The organism is Acinetobacter sp. YH12040 (genome assembly GCF_013420005.1).
In the GTDB taxonomy this organism is placed as follows: domain Bacteria; phylum Pseudomonadota; class Gammaproteobacteria; order Pseudomonadales; family Moraxellaceae; genus Acinetobacter; species Acinetobacter amyesii.
In genome coordinates this window covers 250009-273051 of sequence record NZ_VOZB01000003.1, presented here as the reverse complement: position 1 = coordinate 273051, position 23043 = coordinate 250009, and the positions used below count along the sequence as shown (strand labels likewise).

General features: G+C 40.0%; 20 protein-coding genes, 1 pseudogene and 1 riboswitch. Of the genes and pseudogenes, 17 read left to right on the top strand and 4 right to left on the bottom strand.

What is annotated here, in order from left to right; genetic code table 11:
• The first annotated feature begins 99 nt into the window (after window positions 1–99).
• From FTT99_RS04580 to FTT99_RS04570, 3 genes are all read left to right on the top strand, one after another.
• Window positions 100–1269, top strand: coding sequence for a thiolase family protein (locus tag FTT99_RS04580; protein WP_180008861.1), 1170 nt, complete (start codon window positions 100–102; stop codon window positions 1267–1269).
• 133 nt (window positions 1270–1402) lie between these two features.
• A complete protein-coding gene (locus tag FTT99_RS04575; RefSeq protein ID WP_171319206.1) occupies window positions 1403–2902 on the top strand; it encodes a succinate CoA transferase in 1500 nt (499 codons plus the stop codon).
• Window positions 2903–3125: 223 nt separating this feature from the next.
• Window positions 3126–3443, top strand: coding sequence for a hypothetical protein (locus tag FTT99_RS04570; RefSeq protein ID WP_111884393.1), 318 nt, complete (start codon window positions 3126–3128; stop codon window positions 3441–3443).
• A gap of 89 nt (window positions 3444–3532) precedes the next feature.
• Here the strand turns inward: FTT99_RS04570 and FTT99_RS04565 are convergent, their stop codons facing one another.
• On the bottom strand, window positions 3533–4234 hold the full coding sequence (locus FTT99_RS04565; RefSeq protein ID WP_180129720.1) for an HAD family phosphatase: 702 nt from the start codon (window positions 4232–4234) through the stop codon (window positions 3533–3535).
• A 190-nt stretch (window positions 4235–4424) separates the two neighbouring features.
• Between FTT99_RS04565 and FTT99_RS04560 the strand changes: the two genes are divergently transcribed.
• From FTT99_RS04560 to FTT99_RS04510, 11 genes are all read left to right on the top strand, one after another.
• A complete protein-coding gene (locus tag FTT99_RS04560; protein WP_078190935.1) occupies window positions 4425–5318 on the top strand; it encodes a LysR substrate-binding domain-containing protein in 894 nt (297 codons plus the stop codon).
• Window positions 5319–5498: 180 nt separating this feature from the next.
• On the top strand, window positions 5499–6533 hold the full coding sequence (gene tauA / locus FTT99_RS04555; RefSeq protein WP_180129722.1) for a taurine ABC transporter substrate-binding protein: 1035 nt from the start codon (window positions 5499–5501) through the stop codon (window positions 6531–6533).
• Between the two features lie 10 nt (window positions 6534–6543).
• Complete coding sequence (locus FTT99_RS04550) at window positions 6544–7329, top strand: taurine ABC transporter ATP-binding protein (RefSeq protein WP_180129723.1); 786 nt, start codon at window positions 6544–6546, stop codon at window positions 7327–7329.
• Between the two features lies 1 nt (window position 7330).
• Complete coding sequence (gene tauC / locus FTT99_RS04545; RefSeq protein WP_180161265.1) at window positions 7331–8197, top strand: taurine ABC transporter permease TauC; 867 nt, start codon at window positions 7331–7333, stop codon at window positions 8195–8197.
• Between the two features lie 30 nt (window positions 8198–8227).
• The gene (gene tauD / locus FTT99_RS04540; protein WP_180129726.1) at window positions 8228–9073 is read left to right on the top strand and encodes a taurine dioxygenase; all 846 of its coding nucleotides are present in this window, start codon (window positions 8228–8230) and stop codon (window positions 9071–9073) included.
• A gap of 280 nt (window positions 9074–9353) precedes the next feature.
• A riboswitch (guanidine-I (ykkC/yxkD leader) is annotated at window positions 9354–9465 on the top strand.
• A gap of 29 nt (window positions 9466–9494) precedes the next feature.
• Window positions 9495–10232, top strand: coding sequence for an urea amidolyase associated protein UAAP1 (locus FTT99_RS04535; RefSeq protein WP_180129728.1), 738 nt, complete (start codon window positions 9495–9497; stop codon window positions 10230–10232).
• A 15-nt stretch (window positions 10233–10247) separates the two neighbouring features.
• Window positions 10248–10913 (top strand): urea amidolyase associated protein UAAP2, encoded by a 666-nt coding sequence (locus FTT99_RS04530; protein WP_180129730.1) that lies wholly within the window; start codon window positions 10248–10250, stop codon window positions 10911–10913.
• A 1-nt stretch (window position 10914) separates the two neighbouring features.
• Entirely contained in the window at window positions 10915–14520 is a 3606-nt protein-coding gene (uca, locus tag FTT99_RS04525; protein ID WP_180129731.1) for an urea carboxylase, read from the top strand.
• Between the two features lie 111 nt (window positions 14521–14631).
• The gene (locus tag FTT99_RS04520; RefSeq protein ID WP_257229257.1) at window positions 14632–15879 is read left to right on the top strand and encodes an AAA family ATPase; all 1248 of its coding nucleotides are present in this window, start codon (window positions 14632–14634) and stop codon (window positions 15877–15879) included.
• Between the two features lie 3 nt (window positions 15880–15882).
• Window positions 15883–16635, top strand: coding sequence for an HNH endonuclease (locus FTT99_RS04515; RefSeq protein WP_179998174.1), 753 nt, complete (start codon window positions 15883–15885; stop codon window positions 16633–16635).
• A 59-nt stretch (window positions 16636–16694) separates the two neighbouring features.
• On the top strand, window positions 16695–16865 hold the full coding sequence (locus tag FTT99_RS04510; protein ID WP_180129735.1) for a hypothetical protein: 171 nt from the start codon (window positions 16695–16697) through the stop codon (window positions 16863–16865).
• A gap of 64 nt (window positions 16866–16929) precedes the next feature.
• On the opposite strand, the gene FTT99_RS04505 is transcribed toward FTT99_RS04510, so the two are convergent.
• Together FTT99_RS04505 and FTT99_RS04500 are read right to left on the bottom strand one after the other, a co-directional pair.
• The gene (locus tag FTT99_RS04505) at window positions 16930–18882 is read right to left on the bottom strand and encodes a triacylglycerol lipase (RefSeq protein ID WP_180129736.1); all 1953 of its coding nucleotides are present in this window, start codon (window positions 18880–18882) and stop codon (window positions 16930–16932) included.
• A gap of 188 nt (window positions 18883–19070) precedes the next feature.
• A complete protein-coding gene (locus FTT99_RS04500; protein ID WP_180161263.1) occupies window positions 19071–20153 on the bottom strand; it encodes a putative zinc-binding metallopeptidase in 1083 nt (360 codons plus the stop codon).
• Window positions 20154–20604: 451 nt separating this feature from the next.
• On the opposite strand from FTT99_RS04500, the gene FTT99_RS04495 reads away from it, so the two are divergent.
• From FTT99_RS04495 to FTT99_RS04485, 3 genes are read left to right on the top strand one after another with little or no spacing between them, the layout of a single operon-like run.
• A complete protein-coding gene (locus FTT99_RS04495; protein WP_180023648.1) occupies window positions 20605–21054 on the top strand; it encodes a ribbon-helix-helix protein, CopG family in 450 nt (149 codons plus the stop codon).
• Between the two features lies 1 nt (window position 21055).
• Window positions 21056–21253: a hypothetical protein gene (locus FTT99_RS04490; RefSeq protein WP_180129739.1), complete on the top strand. Its 198-nt coding sequence runs from the start codon at window positions 21056–21058 to the stop codon at window positions 21251–21253.
• Window positions 21250–22272, top strand: a complete 1023-nt coding sequence (locus tag FTT99_RS04485) for an ABC transporter substrate-binding protein (RefSeq protein ID WP_180129741.1) — start codon at window positions 21250–21252, stop codon at window positions 22270–22272. Before FTT99_RS04490 ends, FTT99_RS04485 begins: the two co-directional genes overlap by 4 nt.
• 96 nt (window positions 22273–22368) lie before the next feature.
• Here FTT99_RS04485 and FTT99_RS04480 read toward each other — a convergent pair.
• Window positions 22369–23037 (bottom strand): annotated as a pseudogene (locus tag FTT99_RS04480) (epoxyqueuosine reductase QueH).
• Window positions 23038–23043: the final 6 nt, after the last annotated feature.

Sequence of the window (23043 nt, the reverse complement as noted above, 5' to 3'; positions counted from 1 at the left end):
TTTCATCGAAACCACTGTGAAAAACATTAAGATGGAAAATCTGAGGAACCAGTCATGGTTCCTTGGGGTTAAAAGATTTAAAACAGGATGAAATAAGAAATGATTGTAATTGTAGATGGCGTACGTACAGCGATGGGTGGTTTTCAGGGTTCACTTTCATCTTGTACAGCCCCAGACTTAGGTGCAGCAGCGATTCAGGCTGTTGTTGCACGTGCAGGTTTAGAACCTACAGATATTGACGAAGTTATTTTTGGCTGTGTATTACCGGCTGGTCTTAAACAAGGTCCTGCACGCCAAGCGATGCGTCAAGCAGGCTTACCAGATACAACGGGTGCCACCACGATTAATAAAATCTGTGGTTCAGGCATGAAGGCGGTGATGCAAGCAGCCGATGCGATTAAAGCTGGTTCTGCCAATATTGTGGTTGCTGGTGGTATGGAGTCGATGTCAAATGCGCCATATTTACTTGAAAAAGCGCGTTCAGGCTATCGTATGGGTCATGGTAAAACCACTGATCACATGTTCCAAGAAGGCTTAGAAGATGCTGAGACAGGTTTGTCGATGGGCATCCTTGCACAAGATATGGCAGATAAAAAAGGCTATACCCGTGAACAGCAAGATGCTTTTGCCATCAACTCACTCAATAAAGCCGTTGCAGCGATTCAAGGTGGTTTCTTTAAAAATGAAATCGTGCCAGTTACCGTTAAAAGCCGTAAAGGTGACGTCGTTGTTGACACAGATGAACAGCCTTTAAGTGCTAAGCCTGAAAAAATCCCTACACTGCGTCCTGCATTCAAAAAAGACGGCACGATCACAGCCGCCAATGCCAGCTCAATTTCTGACGGTGCATCTGCTTTGGTGGTTACATCAGAAGAAACGGCTCAAGCGCGTGGTTTAAAACCACTAGCAAAAGTCGTTGCTTATGCCACAAATTCACAGCATCCGTCAGAGTTCACGATTGCTCCAGTCGGTGCTATTGAGAAAGTGCTTGCACAAGCAGGTTGGGATGCACAAGAGGTTGACTTGTGGGAAGTCAATGAAGCATTTGCCATGGTTACAATGCTGGCGATTGATGGATTTAACTTAGATGAAGCAAAAGTGAACATTCATGGTGGTGCTTGCTCACTTGGTCACCCACTAGGTTCATCAGGTTCACGTATTATTGTGACGCTGATTCATGCCTTAAAACGCACTGGCGGTAAAAAAGGTGTCGCAGCACTGTGTATTGGTGGCGGTGAAGCAACTGCAATTGCGGTTGAACTGATTTAATTTGCCTCAATTTATATAAGTAAGCTTTTAGATAAGTACGTTTTTAGATAAGCAATAACAAACGCTATCTCAGTTCGCTGGGATGGCGAAAAAAGATGTTTATTTTGAGATATTTATTTTTTGAGATTTAATTATGAATGGTTTAGATCGCATTCGCTTACTCTCCCTTCGCGACAAAGTAATGTCTGCTGAAAAAGCGATTGAGTTAATTCAAGATGGTTCAGTGGTTGGTTTAAGTGGTTTTGGTGGTGCAGGTGAGGCAAAGACGGTTCCATTGGCACTTGCAGATCATGCAGTTTCACATCCTCTTCGTATCACGTTGGCAACGGGTGCTAGTTTAGGAAATAGTATCGATGGTCGCCTCAATGCGGCGCATGCGATAGAACGTCGTTATCCGTATCAGGCAGATCCTGGTTTACGTAAAGCCATTAACGCTGGCGAGGTCATGTATATTGACCAACACTTGTCTGAAATGGCCGATAATATTCGTCATCATAATTTACCGCGCATTAATGTGGCCGTTATTGCAGCGACTGCAATTACAGAAGATGGTCAAGTTATTCCGACAGGTTCATGTGGTAACTCAGCCAATTTCATTGAAATGGCAGATCATGTGATTATTGAAATTGATAATACGATTAACCCAGTGCTAGAAGGTGTACATGATATTTATGTGCCGAAAGCGCGACCAAACCGTGGGCCAATTCCACTGACTCAGGTCGGTGAACGTATCGGTACGATTGGGATCAATGTCAGCCCCGATAAGATTTCAGCTATTGTGTTGAATGATCTGCCAGATACCCAGTTTAAAATGGATGAACCTGATGCTGAAACCCTAGCGATTGCTCAGCACCTGATTGATTTCTTTGAAGGTGAAGTAGCAGCAGGGCGTTTGCCTGAAAATTTAGGCCCGCTACAGTCAGGTGTGGGTTCGATTGCCAATGCTGTATTTGCTGGTTTTGAGCATTCTAATTTCCATGATTTGGAAATGTATTCAGAAGTACTACAAGACTGTACTTTCCAGCTAATTGATTCTGGAAAAATGAAATTTGCCTCAGGCTGTTCAATGACGCTGTCTGAGCCTTGTGCACAGCATGTGATGAACAATTTTGATCAGTACAAAGACAAAATTGTGTTACGTCCACAAGAGCTATCCAATAACCCTGAAATCATTCGACGTTTAGGCATTATCGCGATTAATACGGCGCTTGAGTTTGATATTTACGGAAACGTAAATTCGACCCATGTGACGGGTACCAAAATGATGAACGGTATTGGCGGTTCAGGAGACTTTACTCGTCATGCGCACATTGCCATTTTCGTAACCAAGTCGATTGCAAAAGGTGGTGCGATTTCATCTGTGGTGCCAATGGTGAGTCATACCGACCATACTGACCACGACGTTGACATCGTGGTTACAGAGCAGGGCTTGGCAGATTTACGTGGTCTTTCACCACGTGAGCGTGCACGTAAAGTCATTGAAATCTGTGCACATCCAGATTATCGCGCAGCATTGTTGAGCTACTTTGAACGCGCATGTGAGCTTGGTGGTCAAACGCCGCATATTTTAAAAGAGGCTTTGTCTTGGCATGCCACTTTTGAAGAAACCGGTTCAATGCGTCAAATCGTATAAATCTAAAGATTGAAAATATTTAAATAAGCCCACGATCAAGTGGGCTTATTTATTATGAAAGACTACAAATGTTTCAAAACATGACAAAAGAAAAACAGCAGGACTTGGTTTGCAACTTTTGCACAACATGAACGGTCTTAAGTTCTCTTCAAGGCTTTCTATAATGCAAAACTCATTGACAAAGAAGGTCAGTATTTTGAAAAAGATTCAATTATTTTCTGCGATGTTGTTCGCAGTTCTCCTCACTGCATGTAAACAAAGTCCAGCGCCTGATTATGCTGGAACATGGCAAAATACCGCAGTAGATCCGCAACTTGAAAATGCGCTGATTATTAGTAAAAATGGTGAAAACTATTTCATTACCAATACTTTAAAAGATAAACAAAGTGGTAAATCTGAAAAGAAAAATCCTGTACCTGCATCTGTCGCTGAATCTGGTTTACTGGCTGTAAACTCTGGGACAGGTGCTGTTGAATTTGCGATTGACGAAAAAACTGGAAATTTAGTTGGGTCTGGATCCATTTATAAAAAAGTAAAATAGATCAATTATCTATAGATGCAAAAATATCAAAAGCAGCCTCTAAGTTGGGCTGCTTTTTAACTTTTAAGCGAACGTTTATTTACTTTAACTTAGTTCAGAACCGAAGAGAAATCATGGATAAAATAATCCGCTTTATTTTTGATTTGCTCAATTTCGTGCTCTGAATATGCGTCATACACCGCAACCACTTCAATGCCTGCTGCATTTGCAGCTTCTACACCAATGAGTGAATCTTCAAAAATTAAACATTCTTCAGGTCGAACTGCAAAATGTTCAATCGCCTGTAAATAGACTTCAGGATGCGGCTTAATATTTTTGACACTTTCACGGGTCAGGATCAGATCAAAGCTATTTTCAAAATGCAGCATTGGATAGATGTTAATATTTTTTTGATATCGATAAATATTTTGCAGGCTGGTCGTGGTGGTAATTGCCACCTGAATGCCTTGCTGAATGAGCTGTTGAACAAATAACGCTGCATGTGGTTTAAGCAAGATGATATGCTCTAAAAAATGCTGTGAAATGGCATATCGTTGCTGTTTGATTTGATCTGCTGTGTGTTGTTCAATCTTATAAGTATCTTTTAGATAGTTACAGTACATTAAGTAAGGGTCTGGTGTGTTTTTAAATAATTGCAGCTGAATGTCACGTTCACGTTGAATTAAATCCAATTGGATGGTTTGTCCAGTCAACTGTTGAATCAAATCTGCATCAACCTGATTCCACACGCCAACAGAGTCGATAAGTGTGCCATCTAAATCAAAACAAACCAGTTTTTTTCCTTGAAGCATGTTGATATCCAAATTCGTGCTGGGTCTATTATGCGGACTGATTGGAGTGTTGAAAAGCCAAATGCAACTGAGCAGGCTAAACTGGCGTTTCATCTGCAATAAAAGTAATATTTCGTTATTGGCTTTTTGTATAATTCAGCAGATGATGCACAGCATAACTTGCAATATTTAATTAGGGACTAAATCTTTCGTGTTTGAATTGGACTGTAAACTTCTTAGCATTTTTTTTCATGTTTATAAGTACAAAAATGTGTCACAAGCTGCTGAACACTTGCAGATGAGTCAGCCTACAGTCAGTAATATTTTAAATAAAATACGACAGCATTATAACGACCCCTTATTTTTACGTATCGGCAATGAAATGGTGCCTACGGAGTTATCGCGTCAATTATTTCCTTTAGTTAGCGAAGCCTTGAGTAAAGTCGAAGCCATTAATAATTTTACGATTAATTTTGATCAAGCCATTTCAGATCAACAATTTACTTTGGCCATGACCGATGTTTCGCATTTGGTTTTATTGCCTAAAATCAGCCAATATCTAAAAAAACACGCGCCACAAATACGTCTGAATGTACGCCCGATTACCACTGAAACCAGTTATCAAATGGCGAATGGTGAAATTGATTTAGCACTAGGTTTTTTACCACATTTGGAAAGCGGTTTTTATCAACAAAAACTGTTTGAGCAATATTATGTGGTGATTGCAGCTAAGGATCATCCACGATTAACGGGTGACACCATTACAACTGAGCAATATTTATCAGAGTCGCACATTGATATTGATGCAGGGATGGGGCACTACCATATTGAAAATGAGCTGCTTAACCTTGATTTAAAACGTGATATTTTGATGCGTTTACCTAGTTATTTAGGTGTAGGCTTAGTCGTGCAAGACACTGATGCGATTGCTACTGTGCCGTATTACTTGAGTGAAGTATTGCTTTCGCGCGGCAACTTAAAAATATTTGACGCACCGATTGCATTTCCAACCTATGGCGTGAAGCAATATTGGCATATGTCCTGCCATCATAAAACCAGCCATCAATGGCTACGTCATATGTTCCATGAAATCTTAGTGAAGTAAAAAATACCATTAAAAGATCTCGTGCAGAAAATTGATTGCTAGACGTTTAGTGAATAAAAGCATAAGTATTCCACTAATCGATAAATGCAATTTTGTGATAAATATTGTCAATTAACTTATTTTTCATCATAAGGCTGACTGATTAGTATGTGAATTAGTTATCACTTTTTATGAAAAAATATGAGCGGCAAATCTAAACCTTTAATTATTACGGCGATCGTCATTGTGGCGATCGCTGCTTTCGTATATTTCCAAGCTAAAAAATCTACTCCTGACACTTCAACGGCTGCAATTGCGCAAAAAGATCAGAAAGCGGTAATTATTGCCTATCAAATGGGTGTTGATCCGAGCAAAGTGGCGCAGGCCAATGGCGATTATGAAAAAGACAGCCAACAGCCCATAGAATGGAAAAAATTTGATACGGGCGCAGACGTTGTAAATGCTTTGGCATCAGGTGATGTCAGTATTGGCAATATTGGTACCAGTCCTTTAGCTGCTGCTGCCAGCCGTGATTTACCTATTGAGGTATTTTTTGTGGCAGCCAAACTTGGTGCTTCAGAAGCCTTAGTGGTGAGCAATAAATCAGGCATTCAAAAACCTGAAGACTTAAAGGGTAAAACCATTGCTGTGCCTTTTGTTTCTACAGCACATTACAGCCTACTTTCTGCATTGAAGCATTGGAATTTATCTGAGGCTGAGGTCAAAATTATTAATTTACGCCCGCCTGAAATTTCAGCGGCGTGGGAACGTGGTGATATTGACGCGACTTATGTATGGGAACCCGCTTTAAGCAAAGCGAGTGCCACAGGTAAAGTTCTGACCGATTCTAAGCAAGTTGCAGAATGGGGTGCGCCAACCTTTGATGTTTGGGTGGTTCGTAAAGACTTTGCAGAGCAAAATCCAGAGTTTTTAAAGTCCTTCGTTCAAACTTCTTTAAAGAAAATAGATGAATACAATCAAGATCCGAAAGCGTTTGAAGCGAATATTGCTTATATCAATAGTATCGCGCAATTAACTGGTTCTGATGCGAAAGATATTCCTTTGCTGCTATCTGGCAATATTTATTTGAATCAGCAGCAGCAAGCGCAAAGCTTCAGCACAGATTTTGCCAAGAATATTTTAGATACAGCGACCTTTTTAAAAGCCCAAGGCAAAGTAGATAAAGTCAAAGCCGATTACAAGGGCAATGTGACAGCCTTATTTGTTCAGCCTTAAGGATGTGAAAATGAGTATCTTAAAAGCGGAAAATATTAGCCTGATCTATCCTGAACAAGAGGTGGCTGTACTAAAAAATATCAATTTGGACGTTCCTGAATCGACTTTAACAGTTGTACTTGGCGAGTCTGGCTGCGGCAAAACGACGCTTTTAAATATTTTGGCGGGTTTTCAGCAGGTGAGCGCAGGCCAAGTCAAAATTGATGATGAAGTTCTAATAGCTCCAGATGCAAGACGTGCAGTGGTCTTTCAAGAACATGCTTTGCTGCCGTGGCTTAACGTGTCAGATAACGTGGCATTTTCCTTGAAATTAAAAGGCTTAAAAAGTACAGAGATAAAGTCACAAGTTGCATCAATTTTAAACACCGTCGGGCTGTCGCATGTAGCAAATGCCAATATTTGGGAGCTTTCAGGCGGTATGAAACAGCGTGTCGGCATTGCACACGCCTTGATTAGTCATGCTCCGTTTATTTTGCTGGATGAACCATTTGCAGCACTCGATGCATTTACCCGCGAAAGCATGCAGGAGTTTGTGCTGAATTTATGGATTAAAGAGAAGAAGGGCTTCTTTTTAATTACCCATGATATTGAAGAGGCGCTTTTATTAAGCAATCAATTGGTACTGATGACAGCGCGCCCGGGGACAATTGTTGAAACGCTCAAGCTGGATTTTGCTGAGCGCTATAGAAACGGTGAATCTATACGTGCAATTAAATCTGATCTGCAGTTTATTCAGCTGCGTGAAATGTTGTTTGAACGCTTAAAAGCGCAAAAATTACATGCGGTGGAGTCTTAATATGAATACGCAAATTCAAAAATTAAATAAGGCTCATCTAAGCGAAAATCGTGCAGAAACGGCAACATTAAATAGAAGCTCATCTATTTCTATTTTTAGAAAAAATTTACCACTTATTGTGAGCATCGGCAGTGTAGTGAGTTTGCTGGTACTTTGGTTTGTCGTAACCACTTTGAAAATTATTCCTGAGCTGATTTTACCAAGTCCAGCAGCGGTATGGCAGAAGTTTATTGAAGTCAGCCAGCAAGGTTTTATGAAAGCCACGCTTTGGCAGCATTTGGCTGAAAGTATTGGCCGTGTGTTTAGCGCACTCATTGGTGCTATTGTGATTGGTGTGCCTTTAGGTTTATGGATAGGACTCAACAAATGGGTACGTGCTGTATTTGATCCACTTGTGGAGCTACTCCGTCCCATTCCACCGCTTGCGTATTTACCGTTATTGGTGATTTGGTTTGGTATTGGTGAAACCACCAAAGTGCTGCTGATTTTCTTTTCAATTTTGGCGCCAATTATTATTAGCAGTGCGCATGGTGTGATCAGCCATCAAAAAAACCGTGAACGTGCAGCATTATCTTTAGGCGCAACGCGCTTGCAGGTTTTGCAATATGTGATTTTACCTACAGCTTTGCCGCACATATTAACGGGTGTGCGCATTGGCTTGGGCGTGGGCTGGTCAACACTGGTGGCTGCAGAGTTGGTTGCTGCTGATCGCGGTATTGGTTTTATGGTGCAGTCTGCGGCTCAGTTCCTAATTACTGATACCGTGATTCTTGGGATTATTGTGATCGCGATTGTCGCAGTAAGTTTTGAGCTATTTTTACGTTGGCTGCAAAAGCAGTTGGCGCCTTGGTATGGCCAACAGCTGTAAACAGATTTAGAGATTGAAGAAGATTTAATTATGTCATTGCAAGCAAAGCAAATTAACCAAAACATTGGCGCTGTTATTGAAGGTATCGATTTAAACCATGCCGATACACCGTTGCTGCAGGAAATAAAACAGGCACTATTGCAGCATCAAGTGATCTTTTTTAGAAAGCAGGCACTTGGCGCACAGTCGCAAGTGACGTTGGCAAAAACCTTTGGTACTTTACATATTCATCCGATTTATCCTGCGATGGAAGATGCTCCAGAAGTGATTGTATTGGATAGCCACAGACAAGATTTAAGAGACAATGACCTTTGGCATACTGATGTGACCTTTAGTCAGACACCGCCATTGGGCTGTGTGCTGCAAGCGATTAAAATCCCTGAGTTTGGTGGGGATACGCTCTGGGCCAGCGGTACAGCTGCTTTTAATGCGCTCAGTAAAGATTTAAAACAGCACCTACGCGGTTTGACAGCGACACATGATATACGTAAGTCTTTTCCATTAGAGCGCTTTGGCACAACAGCAGCAGACCGCGAACGCCTTGTAAATAGTTTCCTTAAAAATCCGCCAGTAGTGCATCCGGTCGTACGTACACACCCCGAAACTGGTGCTGAAGTGTTGTTTGTGAATGAGGGATTTACAACACAAATTAATGAATTAAATGCACAAGAGAGCGATGCATTGCTGACATTCTTGTTTGAACATGCAGTGAAGGAAGAATTTCACTTGCGCTGGAAATGGCAAGAAGGTGATGTCGCTATTTGGGACAACCGCTGCACGCAGCACAAAGCGCTGTTTGACTATGGTGATGCGCACCGCATTATGCATCGTGCAACTGTGAATGGCTCGGTACCATTTTATAAAGCAGCAAGTTAAAAGCGAAAGTAGCTGTTTGCAAACATCACAGGAAAGGCCCAATACTAAAATTGGGCTTTTTATTTTGAAGAAATCGAAAAAATATAAATTCCAAAAAACTTAACCATGAATGCATTTGCACAATCATGAAGCATATCTAGGCAGAAACACGGTTCAAAAATAGCGCAATTTAAAACCAATGCTGCAGCTTAAGCATCAAAACGAATCCTAAAACCTTAGTAATACGATTTATTCAAACCGTAATACCAAATTGGCATAGCCTTTGCTTTTCTACATACATCATAAAGTGATCTAGGGTTCCGATACATTTCTATGTATGACTGCGACCGAGAGTTCACGGCTTCGTTTTAATTCAAAGCAAAGCTGCACGGAGGGATAAAAGCCCGGGAGGTAAATAGTTAAGAATTAGGCAGAGGCTGCAATGAGCACAACACATTATCATGATGATAAAGAACTATGGACTGAACTTTTACCGGGTGGACACCACTGGTCAGCGCGTATTCAGCGTGGGGCAGTATTACAGCTTAAATCGCTAGGGCAAAATGCCAATGTGGCACTCTACTGTGTAAATAGTGAAGATAAGCTTGAACGCTATAACATGCCAGACAGCTTAAAAGGGCAACATACGGCATTTTTAAGTACAGGACATATCCTTGCATCTGACCTTGGTCGCGCGATGATTTGCATTGTCAAAGATGACCATGGCTGGAATGATGCATTTTGTGCACCCAGCAATGCACAGCAAATTGAACAACAATTTGGTTCAAAAACATTTCAAGATGCACGCAACGACATGTACCGTAACGGCAAAGATTCTTTACTGCTTGAAATGACCAAGTTTGGTTTATCTGCAACGGACCTGAGCAGTACTTTAAATTTATTCTCTAAAGTTCAACCTGAAGCCAACGGCAACTTAAGCTATGTTGCATCTGACAATACAAATCAAATCATTGAACTGCGCTTTGAAATGGATTGCTTGGTGTTCTTATCATCCGCACCGCATGCTTTAGACAACAGCACTGAATATGCACCTGCCGATGTTCAATTGTCTTTATACAAAGCACTTCCTTTAGGCGACAACGATGTATGTCGTGATTCATGCCCGCAAAATCAACGTGCATTTCAAAACAACAATCGTTACTACGCACTCAGCGCTTAATTTGGAGGATACAACATGACAGCTTTAGTAAACTCACTACAACATCATGAAAAAACAGTTTTAAGCGAAGTTTGTCCTGCCGGTGAAGCATGGATGTGCGAAGTCAAAAAAGGGCAATATTTCCGTATTGTGGATTTAGAAGGTAATCAAGCGGTGGATACACTGTTTATCTCGGCATCAAACCCTGAAGAGCGTTATAGCGCAACCGATACCTTAGCGATTAATCAACAAATCTATTTAGAAAAAGGCACAGCTCTATACACCAACTTTGGCAATAAAATTGCCACCATTCATGATGATAACTGCGGTCGTCATGATACTTTAGGCGGGGCATGTTCATGTGAAAGTAACACGGTGCGTTATGCACATGACAAATATCCAATGCATAGCTGCCGTAATAATTTCATGATTGCATTGTCTCAGCATCCGATTGCGAAAAAACACAGCTTAAACGTACGTCACATCGGTCCAAATATTAACTTCTTTATGAATGTACCCGTCACAAGCGAGGGGCATTTAAAGTTTGATGATGGTATTTCTGCACCGGGTAAATATGTCGAAGTAAAAGCGGAAATGGATTTGATCGTGTTGATCTCTAATTGCCCACAGCTGAATAATCCTTGTAATGCCTATAACCCAACCAAAATTCAATTGATCATCCGTGAAGGCGAGGACGCATAACATGTTTAATAAAGTTTTAATCGCCAACCGTGGTGCAATTGCGTGTCGTGTCATTCGTACCCTTAAAAAATTAGGTATCCAATCGGTTGCAGTCTATTCAGAGGCTGATCGTGATTCACTCCATGTGACTTTGGCCGATGAAGCGGTGTATATCGGTGAAGCACCTGCGAGCCAAAGCTATTTAAATGTCGATAAAATGTTAGAAGTCGCAAAGCAAACAGGCGCTGAAGCGATTCATCCGGGCTATGGTTTCTTGTCTGAAAATGCAGAATTTTGTGATCTGTGTGAAGCACAAGGCATTGTATTTTTAGGGCCAAATTCGGCACAAATGAAATCATTTGGTTTAAAACATACCGCGCGTGAGCTTGCGATTCAAGCTAATGTGCCTCTCCTTCCAGGTAGTCAATTGTTGGCTGATGAAGACGAAGCACTGCTTGAAGCCAATCGTATTGGTTACCCTGTGATGCTGAAAAGTACCGCAGGCGGTGGTGGGATCGGTATGCGTTTGGTGTGGAATGAAGAAGAGCTGAAAGATGCCTATGTAACTGTGTCTTATTTAGCGCAAGCCAACTTTAAAGATGCCGGTTTATATCTTGAAAAATTCGTACAAAATGCCCGTCATATCGAAGTGCAAATTTTTGGTGATGGCAAAGGTTTAGTTCTAGCACTCGGCGAGCGTGATTGTTCGGTGCAGCGCCGAAACCAAAAAGTCGTGGAAGAAACGCCTGCACCACATATCAATGATGAGCAACGTGCCTATATTCAATCAGTTGCGATTGGGCTGATGCAATCAGTGAATTACCGTTCGGCAGGCACGGTTGAATTTGTCATGGATACCGACACACAGGAATTCTATTTCTTAGAAGTGAATACCCGCCTGCAAGTTGAACATGGCGTGACGGAGCAAGTGTTTGGTGTAGACCTTGTGGAATGGATGGTCACTTTAGGCAGTGGCGATTGGATTGCCCCAACAGCACAACTTGAATCGAAAGGTCATTCGATTCAAGTCCGTTTATATGCAGAAGACCCGATCAAGAACTTCCAACCGAGTGCAGGGCTTTTAACGCATGTTGAGTTTGATGCCAATGCCCGTAATGAAACATGGGTGGAAACTGGCTCGAATGTATCATCATTCTATGACCCAATGATTGCTAAAATTATTGTCACAGCAGACGATCGTGCTTCTGCGATTCAAGCCATGACAGATACTTTGGCGAAAACCTCAGTTGCAGGGATTGAAACCAATCTTGAATATCTACAAAATATTATCGACTGTGATGTATTTAAAGCCGGTACGCAAACCACACGTTTCCTCAATACTTTTGAGTGGAAAACCCAAAAAATTGAAGTGTTGCAATCAGGCATTCAAACTTCTGTGCAAGATGTCACAGGGCGTTTGGGGTACTGGGATGTCGGTGTGCCACCCTCAGGTGCGATAGATCCATTATCACTGAATGTTGCAAACCAGTTGCTTGGTAATGCCTATAACACTGCAGGGCTTGAATGTACCCTACAAGGGCCAACCTTAAAATTCCACTGTGATAGCCAAATCGTGCTTGCCGGGGGCGATATGCCATCAACACTAGATGGCGCTCAAGTTTCGATGTGGCAGAACGTGAATGTGCGTAAAGGTCAGGTGCTCAAATGTGGCAAAATTGCGACAGGTTGCCGTACCTATATTGGTATTAAAGGCGGTTTAAATGTACCTGAATATCTCGGCTCACAAGCAACCTTCACCTTGGGTCAGTTTGGTGGTCATGCCGGGCGTAACTTACTGATTGGCGATATGCTCCCAATTACAGCATTCACAAGCGATGAAATTAAAGCTCTTGCACCTGAACAAGTGCCTTCATTTAGCCATGAATGGGAAATTGCGGTGATGTATGGCCCACATGGTGCGCCTGATTTCTTTACCAAAAATGACATTGATACTTTCTTTGCCAATACTTTTGAGATTCACTTTAACTCAAGCCGTACCGGTATTCGTTTAATCGGGCCAAAACCGGAATGGGCACGTGAGGATGGTGGTGAAGCAGGTCTGCATCCATCAAATATTCATGACAATGCTTATGCCATTGGTGCGATTGATTTCACTGGTGATATGCCGATTATCTTGGGTCCAGATGGTCCAAGTTTAGGAGGCTTTGTTTGTCCTGCCGTGGTGATTAATTCTGAGCTTTGGAAACTAGGTCAATTGAAAGCAGGAGACAAAGTTAGATTTATACCTGTGAGTTATCATCAAGCTAAGCTCTTAAATGAAAAATATCATGCGCAATTAGAAGCATCTGATACTCAAGACGTATCATTTGATGAGTCATTTTATCCTGAACTTTCTACCTTAAAAAATGCAGTGCTTGATACTTTAAAAGGTCAGAATGGCTTGCCGGATGTGGTGTATCGTCCTGCGGGTAACAACTACATGCTGGTGGAATATGGTGAGTTAGTACTTGATCTAAACTTACGTTTCCGTATCCAAGCGCTCATGCAATGGGTACAAAAGCAAAACATTGCCGGCATTATCGACCTGACACCGGGCATTCGTTCGCTACAAATCCATTTTGATTCGATCAAGCTTGATCAAATTGATTTACTGCGTTTATTACAAGTTGCTGAAGCTGAATTGCCTGATGTGACCGAGATGCAAGTCCCATCACGTACCGTATATCTGCCACTCGCTTGGGAGGATTCACAAACCCAGCTAGCGACAGAGCGTTATATGCAAACGGTACGTCCAGATGCACCATGGTGTCCTGACAATATTGAGTTTATCCGTCGTATTAATGGTTTAAAAGACAAACAAGCGGTCAAAGATGTGGTTTATGACGCGAGTTATTTGGTCATGGGTTTGGGCGATGTGTATTTAGGTGCACCTGTGGCAACACCATTAGATCCGCGTCAACGTTTAGTGACCACCAAATATAACCCTGCACGGACATGGACGCCTGAAAATGCTGTCGGTATTGGCGGTGCATATATGTGTGTCTATGGTATGGAAGGTCCGGGAGGCTATCAGTTCGTGGGTCGTACTACGCAAATGTGGTCTCGTTATCGTAAAAACCCTGACTTTGAGCAAGGTATGCCGTGGTTATTACGCTTCTTTGACCAAATCAAGTTTTATGAAGTTTCAGAAGCTGAACTGATGCAGATGCGTGAGGACTTCAAAGCGGGTCGCTTAAAACTCCGTGTAGAAGAAGGTGTTTTAAACCTAAAAGAATACAATGACTTCTTAACTGAAAACCAAGAATCGATTTCGGTATTTAAGTCTGTGCAACAAGCCAACTTTGATGCAGAACGTCGTCGCTGGCATGAAGCAGGGCTTGCAGAGTATGTTTCTGAAAGCTTAGATGCTGTAACTGATGATAGTGATGTTCAAATTCCAGAAGGTGGTTGTGCTGTGGAATCACACATGCCGGGAAGTATTTGGAAAATTGAATGCAAGTCAGGTGATATTGTTGAAGAAGGTGCAACGCTTGCGGTGATTGAAGCGATGAAGATTGAGATTCCAATTATTGCACCTGAACGTATGAAGGTTTCTGAAATTACCATTGAAAAAGGGCAAACAGTGAAAACAGGGCAGGTGTTGTTTACTTTGTCGCCAGTGGCTTGATGAGATAGGAATAAAAAAGACCGTCCATAAGGGCGGTTTTTTTAAAAAAAAAGATATAGAATTGATTTAGATATATAAATTTAATTTAAATACATTATGCAAAATTTTTACATGCATTCTTTTGAAGCTAAAAATTACAGACATTTCGAATCATTATTTATTAAGTTCAATAATAAATTTAATTTTATTACTGGCTCTAATGGATGTGGGAAAACTAGTGTTTTACATGGAATTATGCACAGTTTTGATAGTAATAACCACATTAATACTCGTTTTTCGGATGATTCGAGTATTTTAACTAATTTAATAATTGGTAGTGATACAGCTAATTTTCTAAAAATTTCAGTTGGATTTGGATGGGGATCTTTCAGAAATAAAGAATATCGTGGTAATTCTTTATATAATTATCTTACACCTTTAGCAACTCAAGATGGATTTAAAGGATTCAGTATAATAGATTTTAAAAATACTTTTCCTCATGTAATTCCATTGAATATCACATCTGAAAGAAATATTAAGTACGAGTTTATTGAGGGAACACGACGTTTATTACCAGAGGATCAAAAAAGAGATAGTTATTTGAATGGAGGATTAAACTCTCACTATACTGATAAGGATCGATTTGTAAAACAATGGATGATTAATCGTTATGTTTGGATAGATAAAGAGTGGGCATATGATTATAGAAGAAATTGGAATCATTTAATTAAATATCTTCCAAAACTTGCTCCAAATGGTAGTGATTTTGAATTTGTTGAGATCAGAGATGATTTAGAGCCTATGTTTTCATTATATGGTCAAAAATGTTATCTAGAAGAACTTTCAGCAGGGTTTCAAGCTATTTTTACTATAGTCGTTAATATCATTGAATGGGTTGAAAACACAAATTCTGAGGGACAACGCTTTATAGGAGATGCAACTGGTACTGTACTAATCGATGAGTTAGATCTACATTTGCATCCTGAATGGCAATTTAATATTAGAAATGGGTTAGAAGCTTTATTCCCTAATCTTCAGTTCATTGTTACGACTCATTCACCACATCTTTTGGCATCAGCAAGAAATGGTGAAGTCATTATTATGAGCCGTGAAACTGGAAAAACAGAATATCATTTTGAGCCTAGTAATAAGCGCTATTCAGGTTGGAACACGGATCAAATTTTAGAAGATGTAATGGGGGTTAAAAGCCTGAAAAATAAAGATTACGAAAAATTAATTGATGAAGCTTTTGATGCTTATGAGTCAAAAGATAAGATTAAGCTTTTATCTGTGATGGAACAGCTAAAGAATATTACTCATTCTGATGACACAATTGTTCAAGTGCTAGAAATGAAAATGGCTTCTTTGGAGCTTCTATAAGATATGATTAAACTTGAAAAATCTGTTAATGCCCCTCAAATTCTTCAGGATAAACAAAAAGAATGGACAGATCATTTACTGTCATTAGTAAGTAAATATGGAAGTTACAAGGAGATTCCGAAAGAAGAGAAAGCTTCTGCACTCAGTCATTACAGACATAAAGATATTACAACTCCTTTATTTGATAGTTCATATCAAAAATGTGCTTTTTGTGAATCTACTCCAAAGGATAGTGGAAATATAGAAGTTGAACATTTCTATCCAAAATCCATCTATCATGATAAAACTTTTGATTGGGAAAATTTTTTACCTAGTTGTCGTAAATGTAATGATTCAAAACTTGCACATGATGTAGGAGTTGAACCTATTCTAAATCCATATGAGAGTGATTTTGATCCAAGTGAGCATTTTGAATTTACTTTGGCACGTATGAAAGGTAAGACTGAAATAGCGAAAATGACAATAGATGTTTGTGGCTTAAAAAGCCGATTATACGATCCATATAGTAACTTGATTAAAGTGTTTTGTGAGTATGAGCAAGATTTAGAAGAAGCACTTCAAGAGCTAGAGGTAAAAGATACTGAAAGAAAAAAACAGAATCAATTGAGAAAAATTTCTGAGTCTATAGCGAGAATTGAAAATTTAATGCAACCTACTAAAAAGTATTCATATTTTTGTAGCTGTATGATCAAAGATAGTGAAATATATAATCAAGCAAAAACAATTTTATCCTTAGAGCTTCAGGAAGCGTATTAACGGTTTTGTAAAGCATAATTTTATCCGATCATGCTTTGTCGCAAATATTTCAGATGCCAATGGAATCAAAAGAGATTTTTTTAATTATGGCTAAAAAACTACAAGAACTTTTAGATGCTCGTAGCTCTGAAAGTCGAAATCGAATTATGGAAAATGCAAAAATAATTTTGAATGATTGTCTTTCGGAAGATGTGCATTTAACAGAACTAGCAGAAAAAGCTAAAGGGTAAAAACGATAAAGACCACTTTAGACGACCTATAAGCTCGAGTTCACAAAAACCGCGCTTAAAAATTTCACTTATTATCCAAATGTTCTCTCAAAATGCGTCGTAACTCTAAAATGGCATCCGCAGATTCATGGATTGAATGTCCACCATAGAAAATCTTTTCAGACACCGCGCCATCTAAATGAGAACTTGTATAGGGAACAATGCCATCCGACATTTTGCTCGGTTCAGTACTTTGCGTCTGATTTCCCATAATAGAATGATAAGGAATATCTTTATTTGGCATGATGTCAGCAGACAACAGCATAAAACGTGATTTTTGACTTAAATCTGCAGGTCCAGACTTAATCAGGCCCATAGTTGAATTTTTTGCATTCGGGAGTTCAACATTGACATCATTTAAAAAACTTAAAGGCAATACCACGATTTTTTTCGCCAAATTGGTAAACCAGCGGTCTGCATAGTCAGTACCATGATGCGGTGCGGCAATGAAAATTGCACGACTAACTGGCTTCAAGGCTTTAAAGACAAAACGATCGCGGATAATTGGATGACGTTGTAACTGTGTATTTTGTTCATAGTTCATGAGTGGAATAGCTTGAGCGGAAATATCTGCATCACTAACCAATAAACGACTGATGATGCCGCCCATACTATGTCCGATAAGGACAGCATCTTGAGCCGATGGCGTATTGGGCTGAACAGTTGCAAATGCCTGTTTGAGTAAAGCATTGATTTGAAAACGACTCTCAAATATTGGCATATTGGTTGAGTAAAACACTTGCCAAACTTGGTAATGATCACGTAGTTTTTGATCACCCATAATGTTATTGGTCAGGCCGATCCAAGTTTCAGGACTGCTGGCTAATCCGTGAACCATGACAATAATCTTTTTATGGGGTTGATACGGCTCTAACATAAACACATGTGGCATGCGCAAATGTTCTTCCTTATTTAGGAGTGTCCAATAGCCAGATTTTCCTAATTTATTTTCGGCTAACCAAAGTCCATAAGGCACAGAATAATTGGCCGTTAGCGTGTAGGACTGAGATTCAATTTTTGCCTTTTTAAATTGATAGGGATTAAATAATTCAACATTAAAGTCTGATTGCGGCGACAAAATTTCACTAATGCTGCTATTGGTCTTGGCAGGCTCGGCGATCGCACTGACAGATAAATACCGTGCAGTATGGATATTCGGGTTGGGTTTATTTGAATAATATTGTTCAGGGTCTAGTACAAAAGGCTGGGCAGCAGACAGATCCGTGGCTTTTTTGACTAAGACAAATTCAGAACCAATTCCTTCCTGACGGTTAATGGTTTTTAAGCCTGAAAAATTAAAATTATAGCTCGACAGTAATTTATCAATGTCCGCATTTTTGATTTCAGGATAATGCTCATAGTTAAAATGATAAAGCGATGAACCCAGCATTAAACTTTCAGGCATTTGCTGATAGTCAAAACGGGTAAATGATGAGGTAATTAAACGTGATAAAGCCACATTATAAAAGGTGCGGACTTGTCCCTGACGCAAATCAAATAAGCGTTCCTCTGGGGCTTGAGCGGATTTAAATAGATAGACATAGCTGTAACGCAGACTGAAATCAAAGTCTGCAAGCTGCTGATCCATACACATTTTAATTTTGCTTGAAGCTAATTTTCCGCTGTGTTGTTTTAAGCTTTTTTTGCATTGTGGATTTTGATCGGCTCTTAAAGCACGTGCCATGTACAGCTCACTTGCTGCTGCATAGACTTGAGCAATATCTAAAGTTTCATTATTACGCATTTTGTGAATACAGCTTTCAAGCGCATTTAAACAAGATTGGTCGCTTTCATTCACCATTAACAGGATTTGATGGCTAAATGTACTGAGCTTCTGATGGGTTAATATGCTATCTGTTTTATTATTTAGTGATGCACTGAGTTGATTTTCTTGTAATTTGACCAATTGGCATCCACTGAGCAAACTCAGGCCGATGATACACATAAAACGAGCGGGTAAATGCGTGAAAGGCATCATTGGAAAGGTCACAGGCATCTATTTTTTGTTATTTTAACCTTTATAAAATAGTAAAAATAGGGCAGGTGTTACAGCGCTCAATTCTAGAAAATTACTACGTATACATCCTTTCTATAAGCTAATGTACGAATGCTGTAATACAGAAAAGTTGATCTGAGGTTCAAACAATATCACGTATTAAATTTAATCTAATTGTGCTGCTGGTTTTTTAAGGTCATGTTGAGCAGTTTGTGGTGAATAAACCGCAATTTATCCAATACTGGATTCGACAGCGTAAACGGATATGCATCATCTAAGCCCATGCTGCGGTTCAACGCATTTAAATTAAAGGTCAAGGTCATCCAATGTTGCAGCAATAGGTCAAAATCCTGAGCGCCAATCGGGTTCTCTTTTAATTCTAAATTATTTAAATCTGACTTATTGGTTTTGACCACTAATCCTGCATAGTAGGCTGTTTCTAGAGTATCCATCATGTGCAAATAATGCGCCCATGTTTCCGCCCAATCTTCCCAAGGATGCGTACTGGCATATGAACTGACATAGTAATCCGCCCAATTTTGTGGCGCACCATCATTATAATGCCGTTTCAAAGCTTCACTATAATCTTGTCGTTCATCACCAAACAGTTCACGAAATTCATCAATCAGCTCAGGGTGTAAATGTTTAATCAAATCAAAATAATAATGACCACTTTCATGTCTAAAATGACCAAGAAGTGTACGGTAGTTTTCCCCCATTTTTATACGCGTTGTTTCGCGGTAAATCACATCTGCTTCACTGGCATTTAAGGTAATAATGCCATTGGCATGACCGGTCATGACAGGTGTATTTTCTGTTGGCATGAGAAAATCAAAACGCAGCCCAAAACGGTCATCTTGACTGCGTTTAGGACGCGGCATGGTATTCAGTTGCTGCATTAAATACAAAAAACGCCGTTTGGCATGTTCCAATCGTGCCCAGTACACAATATGGTCTGGGTTATCTAAGTTGGGAATGGTATGTGTCAGTAGGCAAGATTCACAATAAATTTCTTCACTGTCGGCAGGCACCATCCAGTTACATACCTGATGATGCTGATAATTATGACAAGGTTTAAAGCGTTTTCCCTTTATTTCAGGATTTAACGCAAGCCATAACGTACTGCTGTGCTTTTCAAAACAGCCCATTTGCTTTTCAGAGGCAATATAACCCAGCGCAGTCTGACAATTGACACAGTGTGAATTGGCAAAAAAGATTTGGTTAGTACATACCGCGCAGCTGAAATACTTCATAGGCGTTGAGTGATTAATAGTAAGATTAATCAGTATAAATGATGTTCAATGTTGATGAAATAAATTGAACTTCGAGTTTGTTGCTGGTCTGTCAATGTTCTCGGTTAATAAAATTAATAAGCTTTAGAAATAGCCCATCATAAAATAAACCATTGCAGCAATAGTGCAAAGGGGTCTCGATGAGTGCATTTATTGCACAAATCATGAACAGTAAAATTTAAAAGAAAGTTAAAAGAACAAAATAATCGATCATTTTTTGTATTTCTCACTTGGCACAGATTCTGCATTTCTATCGATATTACGAAATAAATATTTTGTATTACTTAAACAGGAGATGCATATGAACCGCCATCAATCTGCAACATTTCTGCATCAATTAAAGCAATTTTTTATTGAGTTACTGAGCGCCCGTGCGGGTTTCTATATTCAGCAAAAAAAATAAGGAAAAACAGTGCCTAAACAAAAGCTGGCGCGTATCAGTATTACCGTGCCTGAAAAAACAGTCGATGCTTTGGATCAAAAAATTGTCGATCAGCATTATGAAAGCCGTTCTCAGGCCATTGTCGACATGATCAATAAGCATCTGATTGCCGATCAGGAGCAGCGCAACGAAGTGATGGTTGGCACATTTACCTTACTTTATGACGCAAGTAGTACGGCGCTACGTATTCAGCTTTTAGATTTACAGCAGCAGTTTTTAGAACAAGTGGTGAGTTCGCTGCATATTCAACTCGATGACCACAAAATTTTAGAAGTCATGATTCTGCAAGGCGTCAGTTCAGAGCTCAAAGTTATCAGTCAGCATTTTTCAGCACTTAAAGGTGTGATTAAAGGACATTTGGAGTTGATGGACGCTGTAATGCCGCCAATTCCGCAAAATGCAAAGGATTTAGGAGTTTAAAATGGGCCAATTATATCGATCACAAGATCAGTTTAAAGATCAAATCACAAACCAAAAGCAAGCACATGCTAATGCAGCCAACCATAGACCAAATAGTGCAAAGCGTAATGCTCAATCTGTCAGTAATCCGAATACACCATCGTTTTTGAACACCAATACCAAATTTAACTGTAATGCCATCGGGGAAATCGAACTATGATCAAAAAAGCCTGCTTATCTGCATCCGTTGTGACCGCTATCTTACTGGGGGGGTGTGACAATACAGCCAAAACACCTGAACCAAACGCGCAAGCAGAAGGCACCGTCAATACAAAAGCCATCACGATCGGCTATAGCGACTGGCCTGGTTTTGTCGCATGGCAAGTTGCTATTGAAAAAGGCTGGTTGAAAGAAGCCGGCGTCAATGTAGACTTTAAATGGTTTGATTATTCAGCTTCACTATCTGCATTTGCGGCAAATCAGTTGGATGCTGTTCTAGTCACCAATGGTGACAACTTAGTCACGGGTTCTGGCGGCACGAAAGGCGTCATGATTATGGCGACGGACTATTCTGCGGGGAATGATGTCATCATTGCTAAAGATGGCATCAATAGTTTAACTGATTTAAAAGGAAAAAGTATCGCGACAGAAAAAGGCTTGGTTGATCATTTGCTTTTGACGACGGCGTTAGATGATGCAAAAATTCAAGCTTCTGAAGTAAAGTTGGTCAACACCATGACCAACGAGCTGCCACAAGTATTTGCAAGTCCTGATATTGCAGCGATTGCCGTGTGGCAACCAGTCGCAAATCAAGCGCTGAAAGCTGTTGCTGGCTCTAAAATTATTTATACATCGAAAGATAAACCCGGTCTGATTTATGACACATTAACCGTCAACATGGCGCATTTATCTGCTAACAAAGAAGAATGGAAAAAAATCATTCAAGTTTGGGATAAAACAGTTAAATACATCAACGCCCCTGCAACGCATGCCGATGCAGTGAAAATCATGTCGACCCGTGTTGGTGTTGATCCTGCACAATATGAACAGTTTATTGGCGGGACACATTTACTGGATTTAGCTGCCAACAAACAAGTCTTTAAAAAAGGAACTGGTTTTGACTCGATTTATGGTTCTAGCTACCACGTAAATAAATTTAATGTTGCCAATGGCATTTATAAAACCGAAATGGATGTCGATGGATCAATCTATCCAGCTTTGGTTGAAGAACTGAAATAAGTTGAAACGTAAATAAAAATAAGCCCTGAATAGTATAAATTCTTCAGGGCTTAACATCATCAATTTAATATCAATGCAAATAATGAAGTGCAGAACTCAAGCTTCTTCATCCATGGCATTTGAGTAAAACTTTACACCCAGTTTGATACAGTCACGGCCATGACTCATACGCCAGCGGTTGGTATCACGCAGTGAATATACGCACCCACAATATTCTTGCTGGTAAAATTCCTCATTTTTATTGATCTCTAGCATTCGCACAGCGCCACGATTTTTATGCCAGTTATAGTCCTAATAACTTATGCCTTCATAATGTGAAGCGGAGCGATGACCACAGTCATTAATCTGTTTCATATTTTTCCAGCGTGAAATTCCCAGTGAGCTACTAATTAAGCTAAAACCATGTTCTGCCGCATAAAGTGCAGTACGCTCGAAGCGCATATCAAAACACATCGTGCAACGAATGCCTTTTTCAGGCTCATTTTCATACCTTTAGCGCGAGCAAACCAATTGTCTGTGTCATAGTCAGAGTCAATAAACGGAATGTTATGTTTCTCGGCAAAGCGGATATTTTCCTCTTTACGGATTTCATATTCTTTCACAGGATGAATATTGGGATTGTAAAAGAAAATTGAAAAATCGATACCTGATTCAATTAATGTTTCCATGACTTCGCCAGAGCATGGTGAAACAGCAAGAGTGGAGTAAAAACTTGTCATGACCTACTGGGAGAGTCAGTGTCTGACGTTCTAATTTATTAGACATGATTTA

Bases quoted from the DNA above. Each gene is read 5' to 3' on its own strand.
- FTT99_RS04580 (WP_180008861.1), top strand. From the start codon at position 100: ATGATTGTAATTGTAGATGGCGTACGTACAGCGATGGGTGGTTTTCAG.
- FTT99_RS04575 (WP_171319206.1), top strand. From the start codon at position 1,403: ATGAATGGTTTAGATCGCATTCGCTTACTCTCCCTTCGCGACAAAGTA.
- FTT99_RS04570 (WP_111884393.1), top strand. From the start codon at position 3,126: ATGTTGTTCGCAGTTCTCCTCACTGCATGTAAACAAAGTCCAGCGCCT.
- FTT99_RS04565 (WP_180129720.1), bottom strand. From the start codon at position 4,234: ATGCTTCAAGGAAAAAAACTGGTTTGTTTTGATTTAGATGGCACACTT.
- tauA (WP_180129722.1), top strand. From the start codon at position 5,499: ATGAGCGGCAAATCTAAACCTTTAATTATTACGGCGATCGTCATTGTG.
- FTT99_RS04550 (WP_180129723.1), top strand. From the start codon at position 6,544: ATGAGTATCTTAAAAGCGGAAAATATTAGCCTGATCTATCCTGAACAA.
- tauC (WP_180161265.1), top strand. From the start codon at position 7,331: ATGAATACGCAAATTCAAAAATTAAATAAGGCTCATCTAAGCGAAAAT.
- tauD (WP_180129726.1), top strand. From the start codon at position 8,228: ATGTCATTGCAAGCAAAGCAAATTAACCAAAACATTGGCGCTGTTATT.
- FTT99_RS04535 (WP_180129728.1), top strand. From the start codon at position 9,495: ATGAGCACAACACATTATCATGATGATAAAGAACTATGGACTGAACTT.
- FTT99_RS04530 (WP_180129730.1), top strand. From the start codon at position 10,248: ATGACAGCTTTAGTAAACTCACTACAACATCATGAAAAAACAGTTTTA.
- uca (WP_180129731.1), top strand. From the start codon at position 10,915: ATGTTTAATAAAGTTTTAATCGCCAACCGTGGTGCAATTGCGTGTCGT.
- FTT99_RS04520 (WP_257229257.1), top strand. From the start codon at position 14,632: ATGCATTCTTTTGAAGCTAAAAATTACAGACATTTCGAATCATTATTT.
- FTT99_RS04515 (WP_179998174.1), top strand. From the start codon at position 15,883: ATGATTAAACTTGAAAAATCTGTTAATGCCCCTCAAATTCTTCAGGAT.
- FTT99_RS04510 (WP_180129735.1), top strand. From the start codon at position 16,695: ATGGAATCAAAAGAGATTTTTTTAATTATGGCTAAAAAACTACAAGAA.
- FTT99_RS04505 (WP_180129736.1), bottom strand. From the start codon at position 18,882: ATGATGCCTTTCACGCATTTACCCGCTCGTTTTATGTGTATCATCGGC.
- FTT99_RS04500 (WP_180161263.1), bottom strand. From the start codon at position 20,153: ATGAAGTATTTCAGCTGCGCGGTATGTACTAACCAAATCTTTTTTGCC.
- FTT99_RS04490 (WP_180129739.1), top strand. From the start codon at position 21,056: ATGGGCCAATTATATCGATCACAAGATCAGTTTAAAGATCAAATCACA.
- FTT99_RS04485 (WP_180129741.1), top strand. From the start codon at position 21,250: ATGATCAAAAAAGCCTGCTTATCTGCATCCGTTGTGACCGCTATCTTA.